This is a genomic window from Mesorhizobium sp. Cs1299R1N1, from assembly GCF_037179655.1.
GTDB lineage: Bacteria > Pseudomonadota > Alphaproteobacteria > Rhizobiales > Rhizobiaceae > Mesorhizobium > Mesorhizobium salmacidum.
This window is the reverse complement of sequence record NZ_JAPYKR010000008.1, coordinates 186649-208370: the sequence shown is the minus strand read 5'-3', so window position 1 is coordinate 208370 and position 21722 is coordinate 186649. Positions and strand designations below refer to the sequence as shown.

The following is a 21722-nucleotide window of genomic DNA, read 5'->3' as shown; positions in this document are numbered from 1 at the left end:
ATCAGGGCGGAACGACAAATGACCTTTGTCGAAACCTCGAAACTGCGTCTTTTCCGGCGTGCGTGGCTGACGTTGTTTGTCGCCATGCTTGCCTCCGTTGCCGCGTCGATGCTTCAGGCTTCCGAGGCAAAAGACCTCAAGGGCGTGGCGCTGATCGTCGGCCAGTCCAGATACGAACACATCGCTGCCTTGCCCAACCCGGCCAATGATGCCCGCGACGTGGCCAAGATGTTGACCGATCTCGGTTTCGACGCCCGCAACGTCACCGACCGCGATGCGAGCAAGCTGAAGCGCGACCTCGAACGCTTCGTCGAGGATGCCGAGGGCGCCGACGTCGCTCTCATCTACTACTCGGGTCACGGCATCGAGGCCGGTGGCGAGAATTATCTGGTTCCGGTCGACGCCGACGTCTCGTCGCTCAAGGATGCCGATCAGGCACTGGTGCCGATTTCCGCCGTCATGGACGAATTGAAGACGACCGTGCCGGTGACGATCATGCTGCTCGATGCCTGCCGCACCAATCCGTTTCCATCAAACGCCGTGGTGCGGCGTGCGCCGACCGCTTCAGCCGAGCCGATCGGCGCAGGTGGACTGGAACCGGTGCGCGGCGCCAAGGCTCTCGGCAACGCGCCGGCGGCCGATGCGAGCCTCGGCACGGTGATCGGCTTCGCCGCGGAACCCGGCCGTCCGGCGCTCGATGGCGCCGCGGGCGAAAACAGCCCCTATGCGGCCGCCCTGCTGCGCCACCTCGCGGCGATGAAAGGCACCGAGTTCGGCTCGGTCATGCGCATGGTCACAGAAGAGGTCTATCTCGACACCAAGGCGAAGCAGCGCCCCTGGGTCAACGAAAGCCTGCGCCGCCTGCTCTATTTCGGCGTGGCTCCGCCGGAGCCGACCGGCGATGACGGGCTGATCACCGGTGAGCGGCGACAGTTGCTGCTGACCATTTCCGATCTGCCGGACCCCAAGCGGGCACAGGTGGAACTGGCATCGCTGCAGGAGGGCGTGCCGCTCGACGCACTCTTTGGCGTGCTGCGGGCACTCGGCACCGAGAAGATCCCCGAAGATCCGACCGACCTGCGGAAAGTGCTCGATGCGCAGGCCGAGCGCCTGAAGAAGATGATGTCCGAGCGCGCCGCGTTGCGCACCGACGACCCGGAAATCAAACGTCTGGTCGCCTCCGCCGACAAGGCCATCGGCCAGGGCGCGATCGCCACGGCGCGAAAATTCCTCGATGATGCCGTGGGGCGGGTCGAGGAGACCAACGACACGGTCGACCAGGCTGAGGAATTGATCAAGCAGAAGCGCATCGCCGATGCCGCGATCTACGCCAAGCGGGCCGACGCCTCGGCGCTGGTCTTCGACTACAAATCGGCCGCCAACGACTACGCCAAGGCGTTCTCGCTGGCCGAGAAATGGGATGACAAACTGCGCTGGAACTACAAGAACCAGGAGGCGGAGGCACTTAATTCCTATGGCTACGCCACCGGCGACCTGGATGCTCTGCAGCATGCGATCGAAGCTTATCGCGCCATCCTGAACTTCATTCCCAATGGCGAACAGAATCGCGACTGGGCCATCACCCGCAACAACATGGCCGTGGTGCTGCAGAACATCGGCGAGCGCGAGACCGAGACCGCTCATCTCGAAGAGGCCGCGCAGATCTTTCGCGATTCGCTCGCCGTGTTCGAACGTGTGAAAGACGATCTCAACTGGGCCGCCGCCCAGAACAATCTCGGCAACGTTCTGTTGAAGATCGGCGAACGCGAGAGCGACCCGAAGCGCTTGAACGAGGCGGTGGCGGCGATGCGTGCCACGCTGGAAAAGCGCCCGCGCGACAAGGTTCCCCTCGACTGGGCTTCCTCGCAGAACAATCTTGGCCTCGCGCTCTATGCGCTCTCCGAACGTGAACCCGGCGGCGAGCATCTGGCCCAGGCGGAAGCGGCCTACCGGCTGGCGCTCGAGGAATACACACGCCAGAAGACGCCGGTCGAATGGGCGATGGTCGAGAACAATCTCGGCAACACACTTGTGACCCTCGGCATCCAGCTCAACGACAAGACCAGAATCAACGAGGCCGTCGACGCCTTTCGCGCCGCGCTCGAAGTGCGAACCCGCGACACATTCCACGTCTCCTGGGCCACCAGCCGGCTCAACCTCGGCAATGCGCTGAGTGGTGTAGCCCGTTTCGACACGGGCACCGGCACGCTTGAAGAGGCGGCGGCAGCCTATGACGACGCGTTGACGGTGTTCACCAAGCAGCGCTTCCCGATGGATTGGGCGTCGGCGCAGAACAATCTCGGCTCGATCTACCAGACGCTTGGCCAGCGTACCCGCGACGCATCCAGGCTGGAGCAGTCGGCCGCGGCATTCCAGGCGGCCCGCCAGGTCTATGTCAGACGGAAATTTCCCCTCGATTGGGCGATGAGCTACTACAATCTCGGCAACACGCTGCAGCTTCTTGGCGGCGTGACGGACAAGCCCGAACACTACAGCGAGGCGATTGCCGCCTACCGCGATGCCTTGCGCGAGTACAAACGCGAGACCAACCCGCGGCAATGGGCGCTGACCCAGGCTGGCCTCGGCTCGACGCTGCATTGGTTGAGCATGAGCAATGCCGACCCCGGGACCTTGCAGGATTCGATCGCCGCGCGGCGTGCGGCGCTCGAAGTGCTGACCATCGAGACGGCACCCGTCGACTGGGCCAACGCCCAGAACGGTATCGGTATGAGCCTCCTCAACCTCGGCAACATCGAACGGACCGGCAAATATCTCGATAAGGCCGAGGCGGCTTTCACGGCGACGCTGAAAGTGTTCACCAGGGAAAGTCAGCCCATGCAGTGGGCCTTCGAACAGAACAACCTTGGCGACATCCACTGGAACCGCGCCAGCTATGGCGGCGGCAAGCCGGAATACCTCAAGGCGATCGCGTTCTTCGAGAACGCCAAACAGGGCTTTATCGAAGCCGGCTACACGATCCCCATCCCGCTCACCGACCAGAAGATCGATCTGGTGAAGCAGCAGCTCGCCAAAAAGTGAGGCTTGAGACGCGGCCGACGCCCGGCTTGTCTTTGTGCCCGCTTTCCAATCTCTATATGCGAATGGTTGGAGCCCGATACGGACTCATGGAAGGGTGGCGATGATCCGGTTAGCCTTGGCGTTGTTCCTGCTTGTCGTCCCCGCCGCCGCGCACGCGACGGACGCCGGCTGGGCGCTGCTGCGCGACGGCGGCCATGTCGTGCTGCTGCGGCACGCCATGGTCACCGGCACCACCGACCCGGCCAATTTCGACATCGGCAATTGCGCCACCCAGGTCAATCTGTCGGCGCGCGGCAAGCAGCAGGCAAGCAAGATCGGCGCCCTGTTTGCCGCCCGCGCGGCTCCCATCGAGCGCGTTCTGTCCAGCCGCTATTGCCGCTGCCTCGACACGGCGCGCACCGCCTTCGAGGCCGAGCCGGAGCTTTTTGCACCCCTCGACCTTTTGAAGAGCGATGCGGCGGACAAGGCGGCGCAGATCGCGGCGGTGATGAAGGAGATCCGCGCCTATACCGGTTCCGACAATATGGTCATGGTCACCCATCTCGAAAACATCGTGGCGCTGACCGGCGTGTCGCCACGCGAAGGCGAAGCAGTGGTGGTCGAACCGCAAGGCGACGGCTTGCGCGTACTCGGCCGCGTCACCTTCTAACGATGATCAGAGCCAGCTGACGTCTCACTGAGCAGCCACGCATCGATACGGACTTTCCACGTCTCGATCATGCGCGCGAAGGTATCCTCGGTCAGCATCGACAGATAGGATTCTCCCGCCCCGTTCAGAGCCGTGAACGTATAGGCAATCGATGCTTCGGTGCCGCCATCGGATGCCGAACGGCAGGCCACTTCGACAAATCCGAAACGCGAGTCCGGCGTGACCCTGACATAGCGGACACGATGCGCGGTTGGATCCCAGTCAGCGCAGGCCCAGAGCGTTGTCTCGTCGCGGTGGACGGTTCGGAAGACCATGCCTTGCCGTGTTTCTCCACCTTGCGGGTGCAGAAATTCCGGGGCCCAGCCCTCCACCCACAAGGTCTCGCCGATCGGCGTGAAAAGCGGGAAGACACGCTCGACCGGAGCGGCAAGGACAATGCTGTGGCTGCGCTCAAGATGGCTCGTCATCCGCCTTCTCCTTCCGTTCAGCCAGACCGTGGCTGTCCGCCGCGCCTAGCTCCAACCCGTAGATGCGTTTCAATTGGCCGATTGTTTCGAGGGTCTCCAGGGAAAACGGCGTTTGCCCCTCGAAAGCATGCAGCACGATGCCCTCGATGAGATCACCGAGGCTCATGTCGCGATGTTCGGCCAAGGCCTTGAGTACCTTCACCAATCGTTTTTCCAGACGGACCCCGGTCTGCACGCGCTCTATATCCATAATTAGATTTACCATGGTACATTGGTACATGCAATCGCCGATAGGCGGATGTTGCCGAAATGCCACTGCCGTAAGAAGCCGCGATTTGGCCGCGACAATGCCGCTTGCGACAACCCGTCGCAGGGGCTATAGGCGCGCTCCCGGTCACGAAAACCGAAGCGAGCACAACGGTTGGAGCTTTCGTCTCCGCCCGTGCAGGCGGCTTTGCCGTCCTGTATACGGCGCCGCTTTGGGGATTGGGATCGCGGATGTAGCTCAACTGGGAGAGCGCCGGACATAATCCGGAGGTTGTGGGTTCGAGTCCCGTCGTCTGCACCACGGATAGCTCAGCTGGAAGAGCATCAGACTCATAATCTGACTGTCGAAGGTTCGATTCCTTCTCCTTTGGCCTGATAAGCCAGCACCCTACCAGGTGTTATCTGAAAACGGTCCGGGGACTGGAATGCTGAAGACCTGACGGACGGCCGAAGCCTTCGGGCCAAGGCCGTATCGAACGGTCGGATGCCATCGGCTCGCGGCCAGGCTCGCGGTGATGGTCAAGGCGCAGCGCCGCCGGCAAGGGAGGTTTTGGCTTCCGGCGCCCGCTTCACTGCCCCGCGATCCGCTCCCGAAGGCCCGCCTCGGATTGATGCCACCAGTCCCTGGATCATTCGTGCCGGAATTCGAAGTGAAACGAGAAACGAAGGGAAGATCGACGCATGACGTGACGCCTCGCATGGGGCCATGCCCGACAGGAGTAAGACAATGACGACTATTCTCGACAAGGTTCTTGGGCGCGAGCGCGTCCTCGTAAGGGAAAACGAACGTGCCCTCACCCTCCACAAGGGGGAGATCAAGGCTGTCCTGCTGCCGGGTGAGCACTGGCTCGCCAACCGGAACCAGGGCCTTGAGGTGTCCCGGCACGATTTGAAGAACCCGGAATTCGTTTCGGCGTACGAGAAGGCGTTGTTCGACAAGCTCCCGGACGTGGCGGCGCGTCATTTCACCGTCGTCCGCACCGGACGCACGGAAGTCGCCGTCATCGAGCGTGACGGCAACCTCCATTCCGTGCTGGCGCCGGACCGCAAGCTGGTGCTGTGGACCGATGCCGGACCGTGGAAGGTGACGGTGATCGACACCTCGGCCGATCTTGCCATCGATCCGGCGGTCATGCGCCGGCTCGGCCAGGCTCGGAAGGCGGAATTGATGTCCGTTCACCCGGTTGTCGACGGCCAGGCCGGGCTGCTGTTCATCGACGGTGTCCTTGTGCGGACACTTGCCGCTGGCGTGCACGGCTTCTGGAACGTCGGACGGATGGTGCAGATCAAGGTCGTCGACCTCAAGCGCCAGTCGCTCGACGTCGCCGGGCAGGAAGTGCTGACCAGGGATCGCGTCACGATCCGCGTCAACATCGCCGCCGAATACCGGGTCGTCGATCCGGTCAAGGCGGTGAGCGCGGTGAAGGACTTCTCCGAGGCCCTCTACCGTGCCCTGCAGTACGCCTTCCGCAAGACGTTGGGCGCGCTCACCCTCGACCAGATCCTTGAAAAGAAGGTGACGGTCGACGAAGAGGCGGCGGCCAAGGTCCGGGCCGACATGGCCGAGATCGGGGTCGAGGTCAGCGATATCGCGCTCAAGGATGTCATCCTGCCGGGCGAGATGCGCGAGATCCTCAACCAGGTGGTTTCGGCCGAAAAGCAGGCCGAGGCCAACGTCATCCGCCGCCGTGAGGAGACGAACGCCACGCGTTCCCTGCTCAATACTGCCAGGGTGATGGCGGAAAACCCGGTGATGCTGCGGTTGAAGGAGCTCGAGGCTCTGGAAACCATCGCCGGCAAGGTCGAGCGGCTGACCGTCCACAACGGAACGGGCGGGCTGCTGAACGACCTGGTCAAGCTCCGCGACAGCTGAGCTTACGTTACGTCAATGGAAGGGCCGCCGGGTCAACCGGCGGCCCTTCTTGCGTTTCCTGGGCGCCCTGCCCATCTGTGCCCGGCTTATCAGGCCTTTTCCTGCCGGAAAAAACCGATTAGACAGCGCTCAAACGAATGCGGACAGATTCCGCCCGCAAAGAAGGAAAAGCCCTTGTCCACCACGAACTCCACCACGTTCGACAAAGTCGCCAAGATCATTGCCGATACCAGCGAGATCGATATCGACACCATCACGCCCGAGAGCCACACCATTGACGATCTCGGTATCGACAGCCTCGACTTCCTCGACATCGTCTTCGCCATCGACAAGGAATTCGGCATCAAGGTGCCGCTGGAAAAGTGGACCCAGGAAGTCAATGACGGCAAGGCTTCGACCGACGATTACTTCGTCATGAAGAACCTGTGCGCCAAGATCGATGCGCTGGTTGCCGCCAAGACCGCCTGAGGTCATCAGGGCGCGTGACTTGACGCGCTCCGCCGACTGACCCACAAAGCCGCCCATGAGCAGCCCCCACGACGTCGTCATCACAGGTATCGGCCTTGTTTCCTCGCTGGGGGAAGGCCCTGACGCCCATTGGCAGAAGCTGGCTCAACCCGGCCAGCAGCCGGTGCTCGAAGCCGCGCGCTTTGCACCCTACACCGTCCATCCGCTGTCCGAGATCGACTGGAACGTTCAGATCGCCAAGCGCGGCGACCAGCGGCAGATGGAGACATGGCAGAGGCTCGGCACCTATGCCGCGGGCCTCGCCCTGGACGATGCCGGCATCAAGGGCAATGACGAGCTGTGCACCACCATGGACATGGTCGTGGCGGCCGGCGGCGGCGAGCGCGACGAAGCGGTCGACGCCGACATTCTCGCCGCTTCGGAAAACCGCAACGACCGCGACGTGCTGCTCAACGAGAAGCTGACCACCGAGCTGCGCCCAACTCTGTTCCTGGCGCAGCTTTCCAATCTGCTCGCCGGCAACATCTCCATCGTCCACAAGGTGACGGGCTCGTCGCGCACCTTCATGGGCGAGGAAGGCGCTGGCGTCGCCGCCGTCGAGACCGCGGCCGCGCGAATCCGCTCCGGCCAGTCGACGCACATCCTGGTCGGCGGCGCCTTCCAGACCGAACATTCCGACATGCTGCTCGGCTATGAGTTGGCCGGTTATCTGCATCGCGGCCCGTGGAAGCCTGTCTGGCAAAGGCAGGGCGCCGAGGGCGGCGGCGTGGTGTCAGGTTCCGGCGGGGCCTTCCTGGTGCTTGAGCAGCGCGAACACGCGGCAAGCCGCGGGCGCAAGATTTACGCGGAGCTCGGACAAATCGTGTCCGGCCGTGCCAGGCGGTCGCGCGGAGGACTCGATGGCGAGATCGCTCTCCTGCTCAAACAGGCGGCGCCGCCGAACGGCAAGTTGCTCGCCATGTCTGGCGCGTCCGGCGCACATGCGGCAACCATTGCCGAGAAAGCAGCGCTCGATGCCAATCCGGCAATCGCCGCGCGCGGTTTCTCGACGCTGACGGGGCATATGAAGGAAGCACAGTTCCCCTTCGCCGTGGCGCTGGCGGCATTGGCTGTCGACCGCAAGGCCGCCTACCCTGTTTTTGATGCTACGGCCGAAAAGCCATTCGAAGGCATTCCCGCGAGCGTCCTTGCAACGGCGATCGGCTATCACCAATTCGAGGGCATGGCGCTGGTCAACGCCGCCTGAGGCGTTTCCCGATCATGCCGCAGAGATAAGAGGGGCTCCCGGATGGCCAAGTTCAGAGATCACATGGGCAGGCCCGTTGTCGCCGTCACCGGCATCGGGGTGGTGACCTCGCTCGGCGTCGGCAAATCAGATAATTGGGCAGCGTTGACTTCGGGCAAGTCGGGCATCCACCCGATCACCCGTTTCCCGGTCGATCACCTCAACACGCGTATCTCCGGCATGGTCGATTTTCTGCCGTCGAGCTCCAAGGGAGCAAGCCTCCTCACCTACGAGCTGGCGGAAACCGCGGCGCAGGAGGCCGTTGGCGAAGCCGGCCTGAATTCCGATGATTTCGGCGGCCCTCTGTTCCTCGCCTCGCCACCGGTCGAACTCGACTGGCACGACCGCTTTTCGCTCTACAATTCCGACAAGCAGGATTCCGGCGCCGAAAGGTTGCTGCGTGTGGCGCGCGGCCTGAAGGAGCTTGATGTCTTCGAAACCACCCAGTTCGGTTCGATCGCCGACCGGCTCGCCGACCGGTTCGGTACGCGCGGCCTGCCGATCACGCTCTCGACGGCTTGCGCGTCCGGCGCGACCGCCATCCAGCTCGGCGTCGAGGCGATCCGCCGTGGCGAATGCGACCGGGCCCTGTCGATCGGCGCCGACGGTTCGGCAACCGCCGAGGCGCTGATCCGCTTTTCGCTGCTGTCGGCTCTTTCCACTCACAACGACAATCCGGAAAAGGCTTCCAAGCCGTTTTCCAAGGACCGCGACGGCTTCGTATTGGCGGAGGGGTCCGGCGCTCTGGTGCTGGAATCGCTGGAGGCGGCGCTCGCCCGTGGGGCCGCCGTTCTTGGTATCCTCAGCGGCTGTGGCGAAAAGGCCGACGATTTCCACCGCACCCGCTCCAAGCCGGACGGTTCGCCGGCGATTGCCGCTGTCCGGGCCGCACTTGCCGATGCGGGCCTCGGCGAAGACGAGATCGACTATGTCAACGCCCACGGCACCTCGACGCCGGAAAACGACAAGATGGAGCACCTGTCGCTGTCTACGGTGTTTGGCGAGCGCATCGGCTCTATGCCGATCTCGTCCAACAAGTCGATGATCGGCCACACACTGTCGGCGGCGGGCGCGGTCGAAGCGGCGTTTTCGCTGATGACGATGCGCGAAAGCGTCATTCCCCCGACCATCAACTATGACAATCCCGACCCTGCGATCGTGCTCGACGTCGTGCCGAACAAGAAGCGCGATGCGCAGGTTCGCACTGTACTGTCGAACTCCTTCGGCTTCGGCGGTCAGAACACTTGCCTTGTCATGGCGCGGGAACCGGTCTAAGCGAGCCCTTTCCGCTTAACAGAACCGACAGGCTCCATGCGCGCACTGCAACTTATCGAGGACCGCCGCCTTGAAACGGTGGACCTGCCACCCCCGCCACCCCCCGCGCTTGGCGAAGTCACGCTGCGCATCAGGGCGGTGGCGCTGAACCATATCGACGTCTGGGGCTGGCGTGGCATGGCCTTCGCCAAGCGCAAGCTGCCGCTGGTCGTCGGCGCCGAGGCTTCCGGCGAGGTCGAGACGGTCGGTCCCGGCGTTTCCAGCCTGCTTCCCGGACAATTGGTGTCGATCTACGGCGCGCGCACCTGCGGCCTCTGCCGCGCCTGCCGCGAAGGCCGCGACAATCTCTGCGAACATGTTTCGGGCGTTCACGGCTTCCATCTCGACGGCTTCGCGCAGGAGAAGATCAACCTGCCGGCGCGCCTGCTGGTCCCCGCCCCGCCCGGCGTGACCGACATCGGGGCCGCGGTAGCACCCGTTACTTTCGGCACGGTCGAGCACATGCTGTTCGACAATGCCAGGCTGCAGTCCGGCGAGACGATCCTTGTCCATGCCGGCGGATCGGGCATCGGTTCGGCGGCTATCCAGTTGGCCAAGCGGATGGGCTGCACGATCATCACCACGGTCGGCTCGAACGACAAGATCGACAAGGCCAAGGCGCTGGGCGCCGACCACGTCATCAACTACCGCGACGACCGCTTCGAAGGCGTCGTGCGCAAGCTGACGAAGAAGAAGGGCGTCGACGTCGTGTTCGAGCATGTCGGCACCGACACCTTTGCCGGCTCGATGCTGTGCCTGAAGCGCGGTGGCCGCCTGGTGACCTGCGGCTCGACCTCGGGCGTGTCGACGCAGATCAACCTGATGCAGCTCTTCCAGCAGCAGTTGAAACTGCTCGGATCCTTCGGTTGCCGCATGGAGAACATGGCCAACGCCATGCAGAAGATGGCCGCGGGGCAGGTCGCGCCGGTCATCGACACCGAGGTCGGCTTCGACGATATCGATGCCGCGCTGAAGCGCATGGAAGGCCGCGCCGTCTTCGGCAAGATCATCCTGCGCGTCGCCTAGAGCCTAGATTTCCGTGCTCAAGAAGCTTCGCCGCGATCTGACATTTCGCTATGGCAGACAACTGCGCCAGATGAATTACTGGCTTGTCGCGCGCGTGGCGATGATCATCATGTCGCTGCTGCGCCTGCTGCCGGTCGACAGCGCGCTGAATTTTGCCGACCGCACGGCTCGCCTCATCGGCCCAAGGGTCGGACGCCACCAGGTCGCCATCGACAATCTGCGCAAGGCCTATCCGGAAAAGAGTGATGGCGAAATCCAGGCCATCGCCTCCGACATGTGGGGCAACATGGCCCGCCTTGCCGCCGAATACATCTTTTTGGACGCCCTGTTCGACTATGACCCCGCCGCCGGCAAGCCGGGTCGTATCGAGGTCAAGGGAACAGAGCATTTCGTCGAGATCGCGGCCGAGAAGCAGCCGCATATCGTCTTCACCGGCCATCTCGGTAATTTCGAGCTGCTGCCGGTGGCGGCCGCGACCTTCGGCATGAACATCACGGCGCTGTTTCGGCCGCCCAACAACCCCTACCTGGCCGACTACATCCTTTCGACAAGGCGATCGACCATGGGAGGCTTGCTGCCTTCGATGGCTGGCGCCTCGTTCGCGCTGGCGGGAGTCTTGGAGAATGGCGGCAATATCGGCATTCTCGTCGACCAGAAATTCTCCAACGGCCTGGACACCACCTTCTTCGGCCGTCCCTGCCAGAGCAACCGCGTGCTCGGCACCCTTGCCCGTCACTATGACTGTGATGTCTATCCGGCGCGTTGTGTCAGGTTGCCGGGCAACCGCTTCCGGCTCGAGATCGAGGACAAGCTGGTCTTGCCGCGCACCGCCGACGGCAGCGTCGACGTTCACGCCACCACCCAGATGCTGAACGACGTCGTCGAGCGCTGGGTGCGCGAGGATCCCGGCCAGTGGATGTGGTTCCACAAAAGGTGGGAGATCAGCAACTGGCGGCGAAAAACGCGCACCAAGCCGGCTTCCGCCTCAAACACCTGAGCAAGCCGCTGGCGGGAACGTGAGTTCCTCCGCCAGCAGACAAAGCCAATATCAGTGAACCGCCAATTGCCTAATTGGTGACGACAATGCGCGTGTTGACGAATCCGACGTCGCGCACCATCGAATAGAATGCCGCGGCATTGGCCGTATGCAGCCTCACGCAGCCATGCGAAGCCGGGCGGCCGAGCTGCCTGACGGCGCCTGTTCCATGGATGGCATAGCCGCCATGGAAGAATACGGAATAAGGCATCGGCGACATTTCGTATTTGCGCGAATACCACATCCGCGCCGTGCGTTGCGGCCGGTAGGTGCCGCGTGGCGTGAAATAGCCTGGCCGAGCGGTCGACACGGCCCACCGATAGACCGAAGCGCCATAGCGGACCGTCATTGTCTGCGACGACACATCGATATTCGCCACCAATGTGGCCGCCTCACTTGCGACCGATGCGCCAAACAGCGCAACAACCAATACTGCTGCCTTGAGAAATGACATTTTCATGCGATCAAACCCCTTTGATTGCCCCTTGCCTGCCCGCCATCACGTTCTTTTTCACCTTTTTAATGGCGGTGAACGGATAACACACAGTCCTTGATCAATTCGCCAATCCAAAGCAGCTAATTTGAACGATTTCCCGCGATAGTTGCCGCAGGGACACGCTGCACGGTTTGATCGACGGGCTTGCAAAACCACGGCGATCGCTGCTCAAATCGCGGCATGAACGAGCGACTCCTCAAGGCAATCGATATCAGGCGCGACGAGTTGGTGGCGCTGACCGCCGACCTGATCCGTTTTCCGACCGTAAATCCACCCGGCGAAGCCTACAGGCCATGCGCCGACTATATTGGTGCGCGGCTAAGGAAGCGCGGCTTTGAGACCGAGTTCATCCGCGCCGAAGGCACGCCCGGCGACACCGATCGCTATCCGCGCGTCAATGTCGTTGCCCGTTTCGACGGCCGGTCACCCGGCGCCTGCGTCCACTTCAATTCGCATATAGACGTGGTTGAGGCCGGCGAGGGCTGGACCGTGGATCCCTTTGCCGGCGTCATCAGGGACGGCAAGGTCTATGGCCGCGGCGCCTGCGACATGAAGGGCGGCCTCGCCGCCTCCATCATCGCTGTCGAAGCCTTCATGGAAGTCTTCCCCGACTTTCCCGGCGCCATCGAGATCTCGGGAACGGTCGACGAGGAGTCCGGCGGCTTCGGCGGCGTCGCCCATCTGGCCAGGCTCGGCTATTTCTCGAAACCCAAGGTCGACCACGTCATCATCCCCGAGCCGTTGAACAAGGACCGCATCTGCCTTGGCCATCGCGGCGTCTGGTGGGCGGAGATCGAGACCAAGGGAGAGATCGCACACGGTTCGATGCCGTTTCTCGGCGACAATGCGGTGCGCCACATGGGCGCCGTCCTGCGGGCCTTCGAGGACGAGTTGTTTCCGGCGCTCGACCGCAAGATCACGCGCATGCCGGTGGTGCCGGAAGGCGCCAGGCGCTCGACCATGAACATCAATTCCATCCATGGCGGCCAGACCGAGGATTTCCGGCCCGGCCTGCCCTCGCCCAACGTGCCCGATTCCTGCCGGCTGACAATCGACCGCCGCTTCCTGCTGGAGGAGGATCTCGTCACGGTCAAAGCCGAAGTGACCGGCATTCTCGACCGACTGAAGCGCGAGCGCGAAAAGTTCGATTATGAAATCCGCGACCTTATGGAAGTACTGCCGCTGATGACCGAGCGCGACGCGCCCGTGGTCAAGGCGGTGGCGCAAGGCATTCATGCGGTCTTCGACCGCGAGCCCGACTACGTCATTTCGCCCGGCACCTACGACCAGAAGCATATCGCTCGCATCGGCCACATCTATGACTGCATCGCCTACGGACCCGGCATTCTCGATCTTGCCCACCGGCCGGACGAGTGGGTCGGCATATCGGACATGGTGGAATCAGCCAAGGTGATGGCGATCGGGCTCAACGTGCTGCTGCGTGGCACCGCCACGGAATAACCCAGCATCGCGACAAGCTTCGACCTGCCGACAGAGCTGGCACGGCAAAAACATTCCCGGCCATGCTGCCCGGCAGCACGAAACGCAATTTACTCCCGCGCGAAATCACGCTTCTATCGCCCGGTTTGAGCACGTGTCCTGAACGCATGGGGAGTTGCACGATGAGACTGTGGAAAACCATTCTGGCCGCGGCGGTCCTTGCGCTGGCCGCAGGAAGTCAGGCCTTTGCGGCCCGGACCGACCTGGTCATCGGCATTCCGCTCGAACCGCCCCATCTCGATCCAACCGCGGGCGCCGCGGCGGCGATCAAGGAAGTGCTCTACGCCAACGTCTTCGAGGGTCTGACCCGGATCGGCCCCAATGGTGAGGTTCTGCCGGATCTGGCCGAGAGCTGGACAATTTCCGACGACGGCAAGGTCTATTCGTTCAAGCTGCACACCGGCGTCAAATTCCATGACGGCGCCGATTTCAGCGCTGACGACGTGAAATTCTCGCTCGACCGGGCCCGCGCCGACAATTCGGTCAATGCGCAGAAGGGCCTGTTCGCGGCCATCGACAAGGTCGAGATCATCGATCCGGCAACGGTCAAGGTCACGCTGAAGAACCCGCAAGGGTCTTTCCTCTACAATATGGGATGGGGCGACGCGGTGATGGTGTCGCCGAAATCCGCCGATACCAACAAGGAAAAACCTGTTGGCACCGGCCCCTTCAAATTCCAGAACTGGGCCAAGGGATCATCGATCACGCTGGTGAAAGCGGACCATTACTGGGGCGCTCCGGTGTTCCTCGACAAGGTCGAGTTCCGCATCGTGCCGGATGCCGCGGCCTATGTGCCGGCGCTGCTGTCCGGCGACATCCAGGCCTTCCCCTTCTTCGATCCCGACAGCCTGGCACAGGTCAAGGACGACCCGCGGTTCAAGGTGGTGATCGGCTCGACCGAGGGCGAGACCATCCTGGCGATCAATAACAAGAAGCCGCCTTTCGACAAGCTGCAGGTCAGGCAGGCGATCTCCTACGCGCTTGATCGCAAGGCGATCATCGACGGCGCCTCGGCCGGCCTTGGCGTGCCGATCGGCTCGCACATGTCGCCAGCCAACAAGGACTATGTCGACCTCACCGGCCTCTATCCGCACAATATCGACAAGGCCAAGGAGTTGCTGAAGGAAGCTGGGCTGGAGAACGGCTTCAAGGCGACGCTGAAACTGCCGCCGCCCAGCTATGCACGGCTGGGTGGCGAGATCATCGCCTCGCAGCTTCGCGATGTCGGCATCAACCTCGAAATCATCCCGGTCGAATGGGCGCAGTGGCTGGACCAGGTGTTCACCAAGAAGGACTACGACCTGACCATCGTCTCCCACACCGAACCCAACGACATCGATATCTATTCGCGCAAGGACTACTACTTCAACTACGACAATCCGACCTTCGACAAGATAATCGCCGACCTCAACCTCACCTCGGACGAAGCCAAGCGCAAGGAACTGCTTGGCGAGGCACAGAAGATCCTGGCCGACGATGCCGTGGTCGGCTTCCTCTACGAACTGCCCAAGATCGGCGTCTGGGACGCCAAATTGCAGGGATTATGGGAAAACGCGCCTATCCAGGCCAATGATCTCACCAAGGTGAAGTGGAGCGAGTGAGGCTTGTGGTGCGGCAGCGGTTGCGCGGGACTTCCCTTCTCCCCTTGTGGGAGAAGGTGGATTGGCGCAAAGCGCCAAGACGGATGAGGGGTGCTGGAACAAACTCAACCTGCAATTCGTCCAGCACCCCTCATCCGACCTCACTTCGCGAGGCCACCTTCTCCCACAAGGGGAGAAGGAAGAACGCCACGCTCCCCCAGTTCCCATGACAGCCTACCTCCTCAAGCGCCTCGCCATCGCTTTCGCCACGCTGGTGCTTGCCTCGATGGTGGTGTTCGCCGTGCTGGAGGTCCTCCCCGGCGACCCTGCGCGGCTGATGCTGGGTATGAATGCCAGCGCCGATCAGGTCGAACTCTTGCGCAACCAGATGGGTCTCAACGCGCCACTTGTCCTGCGCTACCTGCATTGGGTCGGTGGCCTGCTCAGCCTCGATTTCGGCCGCTCCTATACCTATTCGGTGCCGGTCATCGACCTCGTGCGTGAACGGCTCGCCGTCTCGCTGCCGCTGGCGCTGATCGCGCTGGCGCTCTCTACCATCATCGCCATTCCGGTCGGGCTTTATTCCGCCAGCCGGCGCGGACGGGCCGGCGACACGATTTCAACGGGCGTGGCGCAGCTTGGCGTCGCCGTCCCCAATTTCTGGTTCGCGCTGATGCTGATCTATGTCTTTGCCGTCTGGCTTCGCCTGGTCCCAGCCGGTGGTTTTCCCGGTTGGGCAGCCGGCGCCTGGCCCGCGCTGAAATCGCTGCTGTTGCCGGCGGTAGCGCTTGCCCTGCCACAAGCGGCGATCCTGGCGCGCGTCACCCGCTCGGCGCTGATCGAGGTGCTGAACGAGGACTATATCCGCACCGCCCGCGCGAAGGGCCTGCCCTATCGCGCCGTGCTGTGGCGGCACGCGCTGCGCAACGCCATGATCCCGGTGCTGACCATTCTTGGCCTGCAATTCGCCTTCCTGCTCGCCGGTACCATCATCATCGAGAATGTTTTCTATTTGCCCGGTCTCGGCCGGCTGGTGTTCCAGGCGATCACCCAGCGCGATCTGATCGTCGTCGAAAGCGTTGTCATGCTGCTGGTCGCCGCCGTCATTGCCGTCAACCTCGTCGTCGACCTTTCCTATGCGGTGGTCGATCCTCGCCTGAGGACCCGGCAATGACGCTGCGCATTGACATCCCCGAAGAGACGTTCCGCAGCATCCTGGCCAAGGCGTTTGGGAATACCGCATTCGTCGCCGGCTTCGTCATCACGGTGCTGATCCTTGCGATGGCCATCGTCTCCTATGTCTGGACACCTTACGATGTGACGAAGCTGGTCATAGCGGACAAGACGCAAGGCCCCTCGCTGGCGCATTGGTTCGGCACCGACCATTTCGGCCGCGATATCCTGTCGATGATCATGGTTGGCGCGCGCAACTCAATTGCCGTGGCGCTGGTCGCCGTCGGCATCGGCATGGGAGTCGGCGTGCCGCTTGGCGCCTTCGCCGCGGCGCGCGGCGGCCTCGTCGACGAGGCGCTGATGCGCGTCAACGATCTCGTCTTCGCCTTCCCCGCGCTGCTGTCGGCCATAATGATCACCGCCATTTTCGGGCCGGGCGCCATCAACGCCATCATCGCCATCGGCATCTTCAACATTCCGGTCTTTGCCCGCGTCGCCCGTGCCGGCGCGCTTGCCGTCTGGCCGCGCGAATTCATCCTTGCCGCGCGCGCCGCCGGCAAGAGCAGCACGCAGATATCGATCGAACATGTGCTGCCCAATATCGCCACGCTGCTCCTGGTGCAGGGCACAATCCAGTTCGCGCTGGGCATCCTGGCCGAAGCCGGGCTTTCCTATCTCGGCCTCGGCGCGCAGCCGCCAATGCCGAGTTGGGGCCGCATGCTGTTCGACGCCCAGACGCGCATGGTGGTGGCGCCGTGGATGGCGATCTTCCCCGGCATGGCGATCGTCGTCACCGTGCTCGGCCTGAACCTCCTGGGCGACGGCATCGCCGACATTCTGGATCCTAAATCGCGGCGGCAGCGATGAGCCTGCTCGAAGTCGACAATCTGTCGCTGGCCATCGGCGACACTCAAATCCTGAAGAACATGCAGCTCTCCGTCGCGCCCGGAGAGGTCATGGGGTTGGTCGGCGAATCCGGCTCCGGCAAATCGATGACCGCGTTGACGGTGATGCGGCTCCTGCCCCATGCCGCACGCCCCACCGGGCGCGTCACATTCAACGGCATCGATATCCTGACGGCAACCGAGGACCAGATGTGCGCCCTGCGCGGCGACGACATCGGCATGGTGTTCCAGGAACCGATGACAGCGCTCAATCCGGTCAAGACGATCGGCGAACAGGTTGCGGAAGGCATACGCTGGCACACCAGGGCAAGCCGTGCCGATGCCGAGGAGCGCGCGCGAAAAATACTCGACCGCGTCGGTCTGCCCTCGGCAAAGTTCCCGCTGTCGCGCTATCCCCACGAACTGTCAGGCGGCCAGCGCCAGCGCGTCGTCATCGCCATCGCCTGCGCGCTGAAGCCAAAGCTGCTGATCGCCGACGAGCCGACGACGGCGCTTGACGTGGTGCTGCAGGCGCAGATCCTGGACCTCCTGCGCGACCTTGTGGTGGAGAACCGCATGGGCCTGCTGCTGGTCTCGCATGATCTCGCTGTCGTGACCGAGATGGCCGACCGCATCACCATCCTGCGCCATGGCGAGGTGATGGAAGCAGGCGACACGGCGCGCACGCTCTCCGGCCAGCTTCATCCCTATACGCGCCAGCTGGCGCAGGCTTCGATGCATGTTCCGACGCGCGCCAAGCCTCACCGTGTCGGGACGGACCAACCCTTGCTCCAGGTCGAAGGCGTCACCCGCGACTACCCCGGCCGCCGCATCTCGCTGTTCAGCCGTGCGCCGGCGATTCGCGCCGTCGACGACGTCTCCCTTTCGATGGCGCCGGGCCAGTCGGTGGCACTGGTCGGCCGCTCCGGTTGCGGCAAGTCGACCCTTGCCCGCATGATCCTGGCACTGGACCGGCCGGGTTCGGGCGCGATCCGGTTTCGCGGCGAAGCCATCACCGGCAAGAGCGAAGCCGAGCTGAAGCCGGCCAGGCGCGATATGCAGGTCGTGTTCCAGGATCCCTACGGGTCCTTCGATCCACGCCAGAAGGTCGAAAAACTGGTTGCCGAGCCGCTTCATGTCCTGGAGAAAAAACCGACGCGGGCCGAACGCCGCGAGATGGTGGCGCACGCGCTCCACGAAGTCGGCCTCGACCAACGCGACATGGACAAATACCCGCACGAATTTTCGGGCGGCCAGCGTCAGCGCCTGTCGATCGCCCGCGCCATCATCACCCGCCCGAAACTGGTGGTCGCCGACGAGCCGGTCTCGGCACTCGATGTCTCGATCCGCGCCCAGATCCTCGACCTGTTCGCCGATCTCAACCAGAAACTCGGCATCGCCTATCTCTTCATTACCCATGACCTGACCGTCGCCCGCGCCATCACGGATGAAGTGCTGGTCATGCATGACGGCAAGATCGTCGAGCGCGGCAAGACGAGCGAGGTGCTCGACCATCCGCAATCCGAAGCCGCCAGGGCGCTGGTCACCGCCGCCCCGGATTTGCATCGCGCGATCGCTCGACGGATGCAGGAACAGGGCTGATGCATGTCGCCCAAAGTGGCGCCGCTTTGGGACCCTCTCAGATCATCTGGAATTTTCCGGTGGTCTTGAACCGGAGATAGGCGTCAACGCTGCGCGCCATATTGGGCAGCATTTCGGGCAGCCGTCGGGCGCGAACCAGTCGACGGCACTGCTCTCGTCATCGGTGACGGCCGGCTCGCCTTCAAATGAGCGCGTGTAAAACATCAGCGCGAAGAACTGCGCGCGATCGCCATTCGGGAACTGGAAGGTTTCATAATTCGGGTCGCAGCCGAACCCGAACGGCTCGACATCGCTGACGACCAAGCCGGTCTCCTCAAGTACTTCTCGGATCACCAGGGTTTCCAGGCCCTCGCCTTCCTCGGCACTACCGCCGGGCAAGCCCCACAAGCCAAAATCGGTTCGTTTCTGCAGGAGAATGCTGCCGTCTGCGCGTTCAATGACGATACGCGCACCCGGCATCAGCACCAGACGGTCGCCGATCAGCGCCCGCAATTGTCCGAGGTAGCTATCGGCGAAGCTCACACAAACAGCCCCTCGGCGCTGGCGATTGGTTGTCTCATGCAGTGTCAACCTTCCGGCTTCACCACATCGACCGGACTGATGTCGAGCAAATCGAGCGTGCGGCGGAGCAGCCGCACCTCGGTTTCGGCCAGCTGCGAATCCGCCTTGGCGATCTCTGCCATATGCTGCGCCAATTGCTTGCGCCGCTCGACGTCGAGATCGCGGAACAGCGCGATCGCCTGCGAGCCGTTGGTCTCGTAGCCGAATTCGTTGAGATATTCGATGACGCTGTCGATGCTGGTTTCCGGAATGCCGAAGGCATCCTTGCAGATGCGCCGGAAGGCAACCATCTCGCTCTCGCTCACTGTGCCATCTGCCAGGATCATCCGGAACAGCATCAAGAGTTCCGCCGACAGGACGGGGTCGTCAGCGACTTTGCGCACGCCCGGGTCGCCGTCGAAGATCGAGCGTATCTGGTCCAGCAACGCGAATGCCATGAACGGCCCCTTTCCGATTCCTCTTCAATAGAATTAGCGCGGAATCGGCCTTGCGCAAACGGGGTGGTCGTGGTCGAACGCGCGCTATCTCAGCCGACCGGACATCTCGACAGATCAGATGATCGACCTCAGCATCCAGTCCATCACCATGCTTGCCCTCGCGGCTTTTGCCGCGGGCTTTGTCGATTCGATTGCCGGCGGCGGCGGACTGATCACCATTCCGGCGTTGCTGCTTGCCGGTTTCTCGCCCGTCGAGGCGCTTGGAACCAACAAGCTGCAAGGCATGTTCGGCTCCGGGTCGGCGACGATTCACTATGCCTCGAAAGGCCATGTCGACCTGCGCCGGCAATTGCCATCGGCGCTGCTGGCATTAGCCGGTGGTGCCGTCGGCGCGTTGCTGGCCACGATCGTGCCCGGCGACCTGTTGCGCGCGGCTCTGCCGCTGGTGCTGATTGCCATTGCGCTATATTTCGCGCTCAAGCCCAACATGAACGATGTCGACCGGGCCGAGCGCCTGTCGCCCTTCCTGTTCGGCGTGACCGTGGTGCCGGCCATCGGCTTCTATGACGGCGTATTCGGGCCGGGCGCCGGTTCCTTCTATATGCTGGCCTTCGTGACGCTCGCCGGCTACGGCGTGCTCAAGGCGACGGCGCACACCAAACTGCTCAATTTCGCTTCCAACATTGGCGGCTTCATCGTCTTTGCCGCCGTCGGCGTCATCTCCTGGAAGATCGGCCTGATGATGGGCGTTGCCCAGTTCCTCGGCGCCCGGCTTGGTGCCAGTCTCGCCATGCGCATCGGCGCCAAACTGATCAAGCCGCTGCTGGTCATCGTCTGCGTGGCTCTGGCGGTGAAGCTGCTGGCCGATCCGGCCAACCCGCTGCGTGTCATGATTGGTGTGTGATCACGCGCCTGTTACAATATCGCTGTTCGAATCATGTTGGAGGAGCCAGACATGAATCTCAGCGCGCCTACCCAGATTGTTTTCATCATTTCCCTGGTCATCGCCATCATCGGCATTCTTGCCGCGCTTGGCGTTTTTGCGTTCATTCCGCTCGCATCGGTGTGGATCGTGCTCGTCGCCTACATCGTCCTCGCCGCCGGCTGCCTGATGCGCGGCGCCTGACAAGTTTCCCTCGACAAGTGGGGACCGAGAGCGCCCGGCCAAAAGCCGGGCGTTTTTGATTTTGATGCGGGCTCTGCTAGATTCGCTTGGCGGAAGGATGGCCAATGCCAATCGAGATGCAGCGCCGGAAAGAACAGGATCGCTCCATATCGGGGCTATTCGAAATGCGCCGGCGTTTTCCCGATCCTGCGCTCGAGGGCGTGGTCATCGACATCTGCGGCTATCGCGAGACGGCGGCGGGCCATTTCCGCAATGTCGAATACGCGTCGCTGACGGTGCCATTGGTGATCAGCTTCGCCGAGCCCTTCGCCATCGGCCTCGGCAGGACGCCTGATGACAATGACCGCTTCGCCAGTTTCGCCGCCGGCCTTTTCGCCGGTCCGGTAATGATCGAATCCTTCGGCGGCGCCTGCTGCATCCAGGTCAATTTCACACCTCTTGGCGCACGCCGCTTCTTCCGCCTGCCGATGAGCGACTTGACCGACAGCATGGTCTTGCTCGATGACGTGCTTGGCGCGGAAGGCATGGCGCTGCGCGAACAGCTCGGCAACGCGCCTGACTGGACGGCGCGTTTCGATCTTGCGGAGGCCTTCGTCGCCGCTCGTCTTGAGAGCGCCGCTGAGACGCCGCTGGAAATCGCCTGGGCTTATGACCGTATCGTCACATCAGGCGGCCGGACCCGGATTGCATCGCTTGCCGAACGGTTGGGCTGGAGCCGCAAACACCTCGCCGACAAATTCTCCGACGCGACCGGCATTGGCCCCAAGACGCTGTCGCGAATCGTCCGCTTCAACCGGGCGCTCGGCCTGTCGAGGCAGCCGACCGCCGACTGGGCCGATATCGCCGCCGATTGCGGCTATGCCGACCAGGCGCATCTTGTGCGCGAATTCCGCGAGTTTGCAGGCGAGACGCCAACGGCACTTTCGGTCAGGTAACATT

At 62.9% G+C, this 21722-nt stretch carries 21 protein-coding genes and 2 tRNA genes; 18 read left to right on the top strand and 5 right to left on the bottom strand.

The window, feature by feature from the left end; all coding sequences use genetic code 11:
- Positions 1–18: 18 nt before the first annotated feature.
- Both O7A70_RS19245 and O7A70_RS19240 read left to right on the top strand, forming a co-directional pair.
- Positions 19–3039: a caspase family protein gene (locus O7A70_RS19245; protein WP_337141787.1), complete on the top strand. Its 3021-nt coding sequence runs from the start codon at positions 19–21 to the stop codon at positions 3037–3039.
- A gap of 100 nt (positions 3040–3139) precedes the next feature.
- Positions 3140–3688 (top strand): histidine phosphatase family protein, encoded by a 549-nt coding sequence (locus O7A70_RS19240; protein WP_337141786.1) that lies wholly within the window; start codon positions 3140–3142, stop codon positions 3686–3688.
- Here O7A70_RS19240 and O7A70_RS19235 read toward each other — a convergent pair.
- Together O7A70_RS19235 and O7A70_RS19230 are read right to left on the bottom strand one after the other, a co-directional pair.
- Entirely contained in the window at positions 3685–4155 is a 471-nt protein-coding gene (locus O7A70_RS19235; protein WP_337141785.1) for a hypothetical protein, read from the bottom strand. The two genes, O7A70_RS19240 and O7A70_RS19235, sit on opposite strands and share 4 nt — an antisense overlap.
- Positions 4139–4390: a hypothetical protein gene (locus O7A70_RS19230; protein ID WP_337141784.1), complete on the bottom strand. Its 252-nt coding sequence runs from the start codon at positions 4388–4390 to the stop codon at positions 4139–4141. Before O7A70_RS19230 ends, O7A70_RS19235 begins: the two co-directional genes overlap by 17 nt.
- 259 nt (positions 4391–4649) lie before the next feature.
- On the opposite strand from O7A70_RS19230, the gene O7A70_RS19225 reads away from it, so the two are divergent.
- The 8 genes from O7A70_RS19225 to O7A70_RS19190 all read left to right on the top strand — a co-directional run bounded on the left by O7A70_RS19225 (position 4650) and on the right by O7A70_RS19190 (position 11385).
- A tRNA-Tyr gene (locus tag O7A70_RS19225) sits at positions 4650–4723 on the top strand.
- Positions 4724–4725: 2 nt separating this feature from the next.
- Positions 4726–4793, top strand: a tRNA-Met gene (locus tag O7A70_RS19220).
- A gap of 356 nt (positions 4794–5149) precedes the next feature.
- Positions 5150–6295, top strand: a complete 1146-nt coding sequence (locus tag O7A70_RS19215) for a slipin family protein (protein WP_337141783.1) — start codon at positions 5150–5152, stop codon at positions 6293–6295.
- Between the two features lie 174 nt (positions 6296–6469).
- On the top strand, positions 6470–6763 hold the full coding sequence (locus tag O7A70_RS19210; RefSeq protein WP_027029416.1) for an acyl carrier protein: 294 nt from the start codon (positions 6470–6472) through the stop codon (positions 6761–6763).
- Positions 6764–6818: 55 nt separating this feature from the next.
- A complete protein-coding gene (locus O7A70_RS19205) occupies positions 6819–8009 on the top strand; it encodes a beta-ketoacyl-ACP synthase (protein WP_337141782.1) in 1191 nt (396 codons plus the stop codon).
- Between the two features lie 42 nt (positions 8010–8051).
- Positions 8052–9323 carry a beta-ketoacyl-ACP synthase gene (locus O7A70_RS19200; protein ID WP_337141780.1) on the top strand — a complete coding sequence of 424 codons (1272 nt, stop codon included), beginning with the start codon at positions 8052–8054 and terminating at the stop codon, positions 9321–9323.
- Between the two features lie 36 nt (positions 9324–9359).
- Positions 9360–10388 carry a zinc-binding dehydrogenase gene (locus O7A70_RS19195; protein ID WP_337141779.1) on the top strand — a complete coding sequence of 343 codons (1029 nt, stop codon included), beginning with the start codon at positions 9360–9362 and terminating at the stop codon, positions 10386–10388.
- 13 nt (positions 10389–10401) lie between these two features.
- Positions 10402–11385 (top strand): lipid A biosynthesis lauroyl acyltransferase, encoded by a 984-nt coding sequence (locus O7A70_RS19190; protein ID WP_337141778.1) that lies wholly within the window; start codon positions 10402–10404, stop codon positions 11383–11385.
- 70 nt (positions 11386–11455) lie between these two features.
- On the opposite strand, the gene O7A70_RS19185 is transcribed toward O7A70_RS19190, so the two are convergent.
- Complete coding sequence (locus tag O7A70_RS19185; protein WP_337141777.1) at positions 11456–11884, bottom strand: L,D-transpeptidase; 429 nt, start codon at positions 11882–11884, stop codon at positions 11456–11458.
- Between the two features lie 216 nt (positions 11885–12100).
- On the opposite strand from O7A70_RS19185, the gene O7A70_RS19180 reads away from it, so the two are divergent.
- The 5 genes from O7A70_RS19180 (at position 12101) to O7A70_RS19160 (ending at position 18659) form a co-directional block, all read left to right on the top strand.
- Positions 12101–13381 (top strand): acetylornithine deacetylase/succinyl-diaminopimelate desuccinylase family protein, encoded by a 1281-nt coding sequence (locus O7A70_RS19180; RefSeq protein WP_337141776.1) that lies wholly within the window; start codon positions 12101–12103, stop codon positions 13379–13381.
- Positions 13382–13542: 161 nt separating this feature from the next.
- Positions 13543–15021, top strand: coding sequence for an ABC transporter substrate-binding protein (locus tag O7A70_RS19175; protein ID WP_337141775.1), 1479 nt, complete (start codon positions 13543–13545; stop codon positions 15019–15021).
- 205 nt (positions 15022–15226) lie between these two features.
- Entirely contained in the window at positions 15227–16174 is a 948-nt protein-coding gene (locus O7A70_RS19170) for an ABC transporter permease (RefSeq protein WP_337141774.1), read from the top strand.
- Positions 16171–17040: an ABC transporter permease gene (locus tag O7A70_RS19165; RefSeq protein ID WP_337141773.1), complete on the top strand. Its 870-nt coding sequence runs from the start codon at positions 16171–16173 to the stop codon at positions 17038–17040. The genes O7A70_RS19170 and O7A70_RS19165 overlap by 4 nt, the downstream gene beginning before the upstream one ends.
- Positions 17037–18659, top strand: coding sequence for an ABC transporter ATP-binding protein (locus O7A70_RS19160; RefSeq protein ID WP_337141772.1), 1623 nt, complete (start codon positions 17037–17039; stop codon positions 18657–18659). Before O7A70_RS19165 ends, O7A70_RS19160 begins: the two co-directional genes overlap by 4 nt.
- Before the next feature lie 42 nt (positions 18660–18701).
- On the opposite strand, the gene O7A70_RS19155 is transcribed toward O7A70_RS19160, so the two are convergent.
- On the bottom strand, positions 18702–19181 hold the full coding sequence (locus tag O7A70_RS19155; protein WP_337141771.1) for an NUDIX domain-containing protein: 480 nt from the start codon (positions 19179–19181) through the stop codon (positions 18702–18704).
- A gap of 44 nt (positions 19182–19225) precedes the next feature.
- The gene (locus O7A70_RS19150) at positions 19226–19657 is read right to left on the bottom strand and encodes a TerB family tellurite resistance protein (RefSeq protein ID WP_337141770.1); all 432 of its coding nucleotides are present in this window, start codon (positions 19655–19657) and stop codon (positions 19226–19228) included.
- Between the two features lie 118 nt (positions 19658–19775).
- Between O7A70_RS19150 and O7A70_RS19145 the strand changes: the two genes are divergently transcribed.
- The 3 genes from O7A70_RS19145 to O7A70_RS19135 all read left to right on the top strand — a co-directional run bounded on the left by O7A70_RS19145 (position 19776) and on the right by O7A70_RS19135 (position 21718).
- Positions 19776–20561, top strand: coding sequence for a TSUP family transporter (locus O7A70_RS19145; RefSeq protein ID WP_337141769.1), 786 nt, complete (start codon positions 19776–19778; stop codon positions 20559–20561).
- Positions 20562–20612: 51 nt separating this feature from the next.
- Positions 20613–20783: a hypothetical protein gene (locus tag O7A70_RS19140; protein ID WP_084636692.1), complete on the top strand. Its 171-nt coding sequence runs from the start codon at positions 20613–20615 to the stop codon at positions 20781–20783.
- Positions 20784–20887: 104 nt separating this feature from the next.
- Positions 20888–21718, top strand: coding sequence for a helix-turn-helix domain-containing protein (locus O7A70_RS19135; protein ID WP_337141768.1), 831 nt, complete (start codon positions 20888–20890; stop codon positions 21716–21718).
- Positions 21719–21722: the final 4 nt, after the last annotated feature.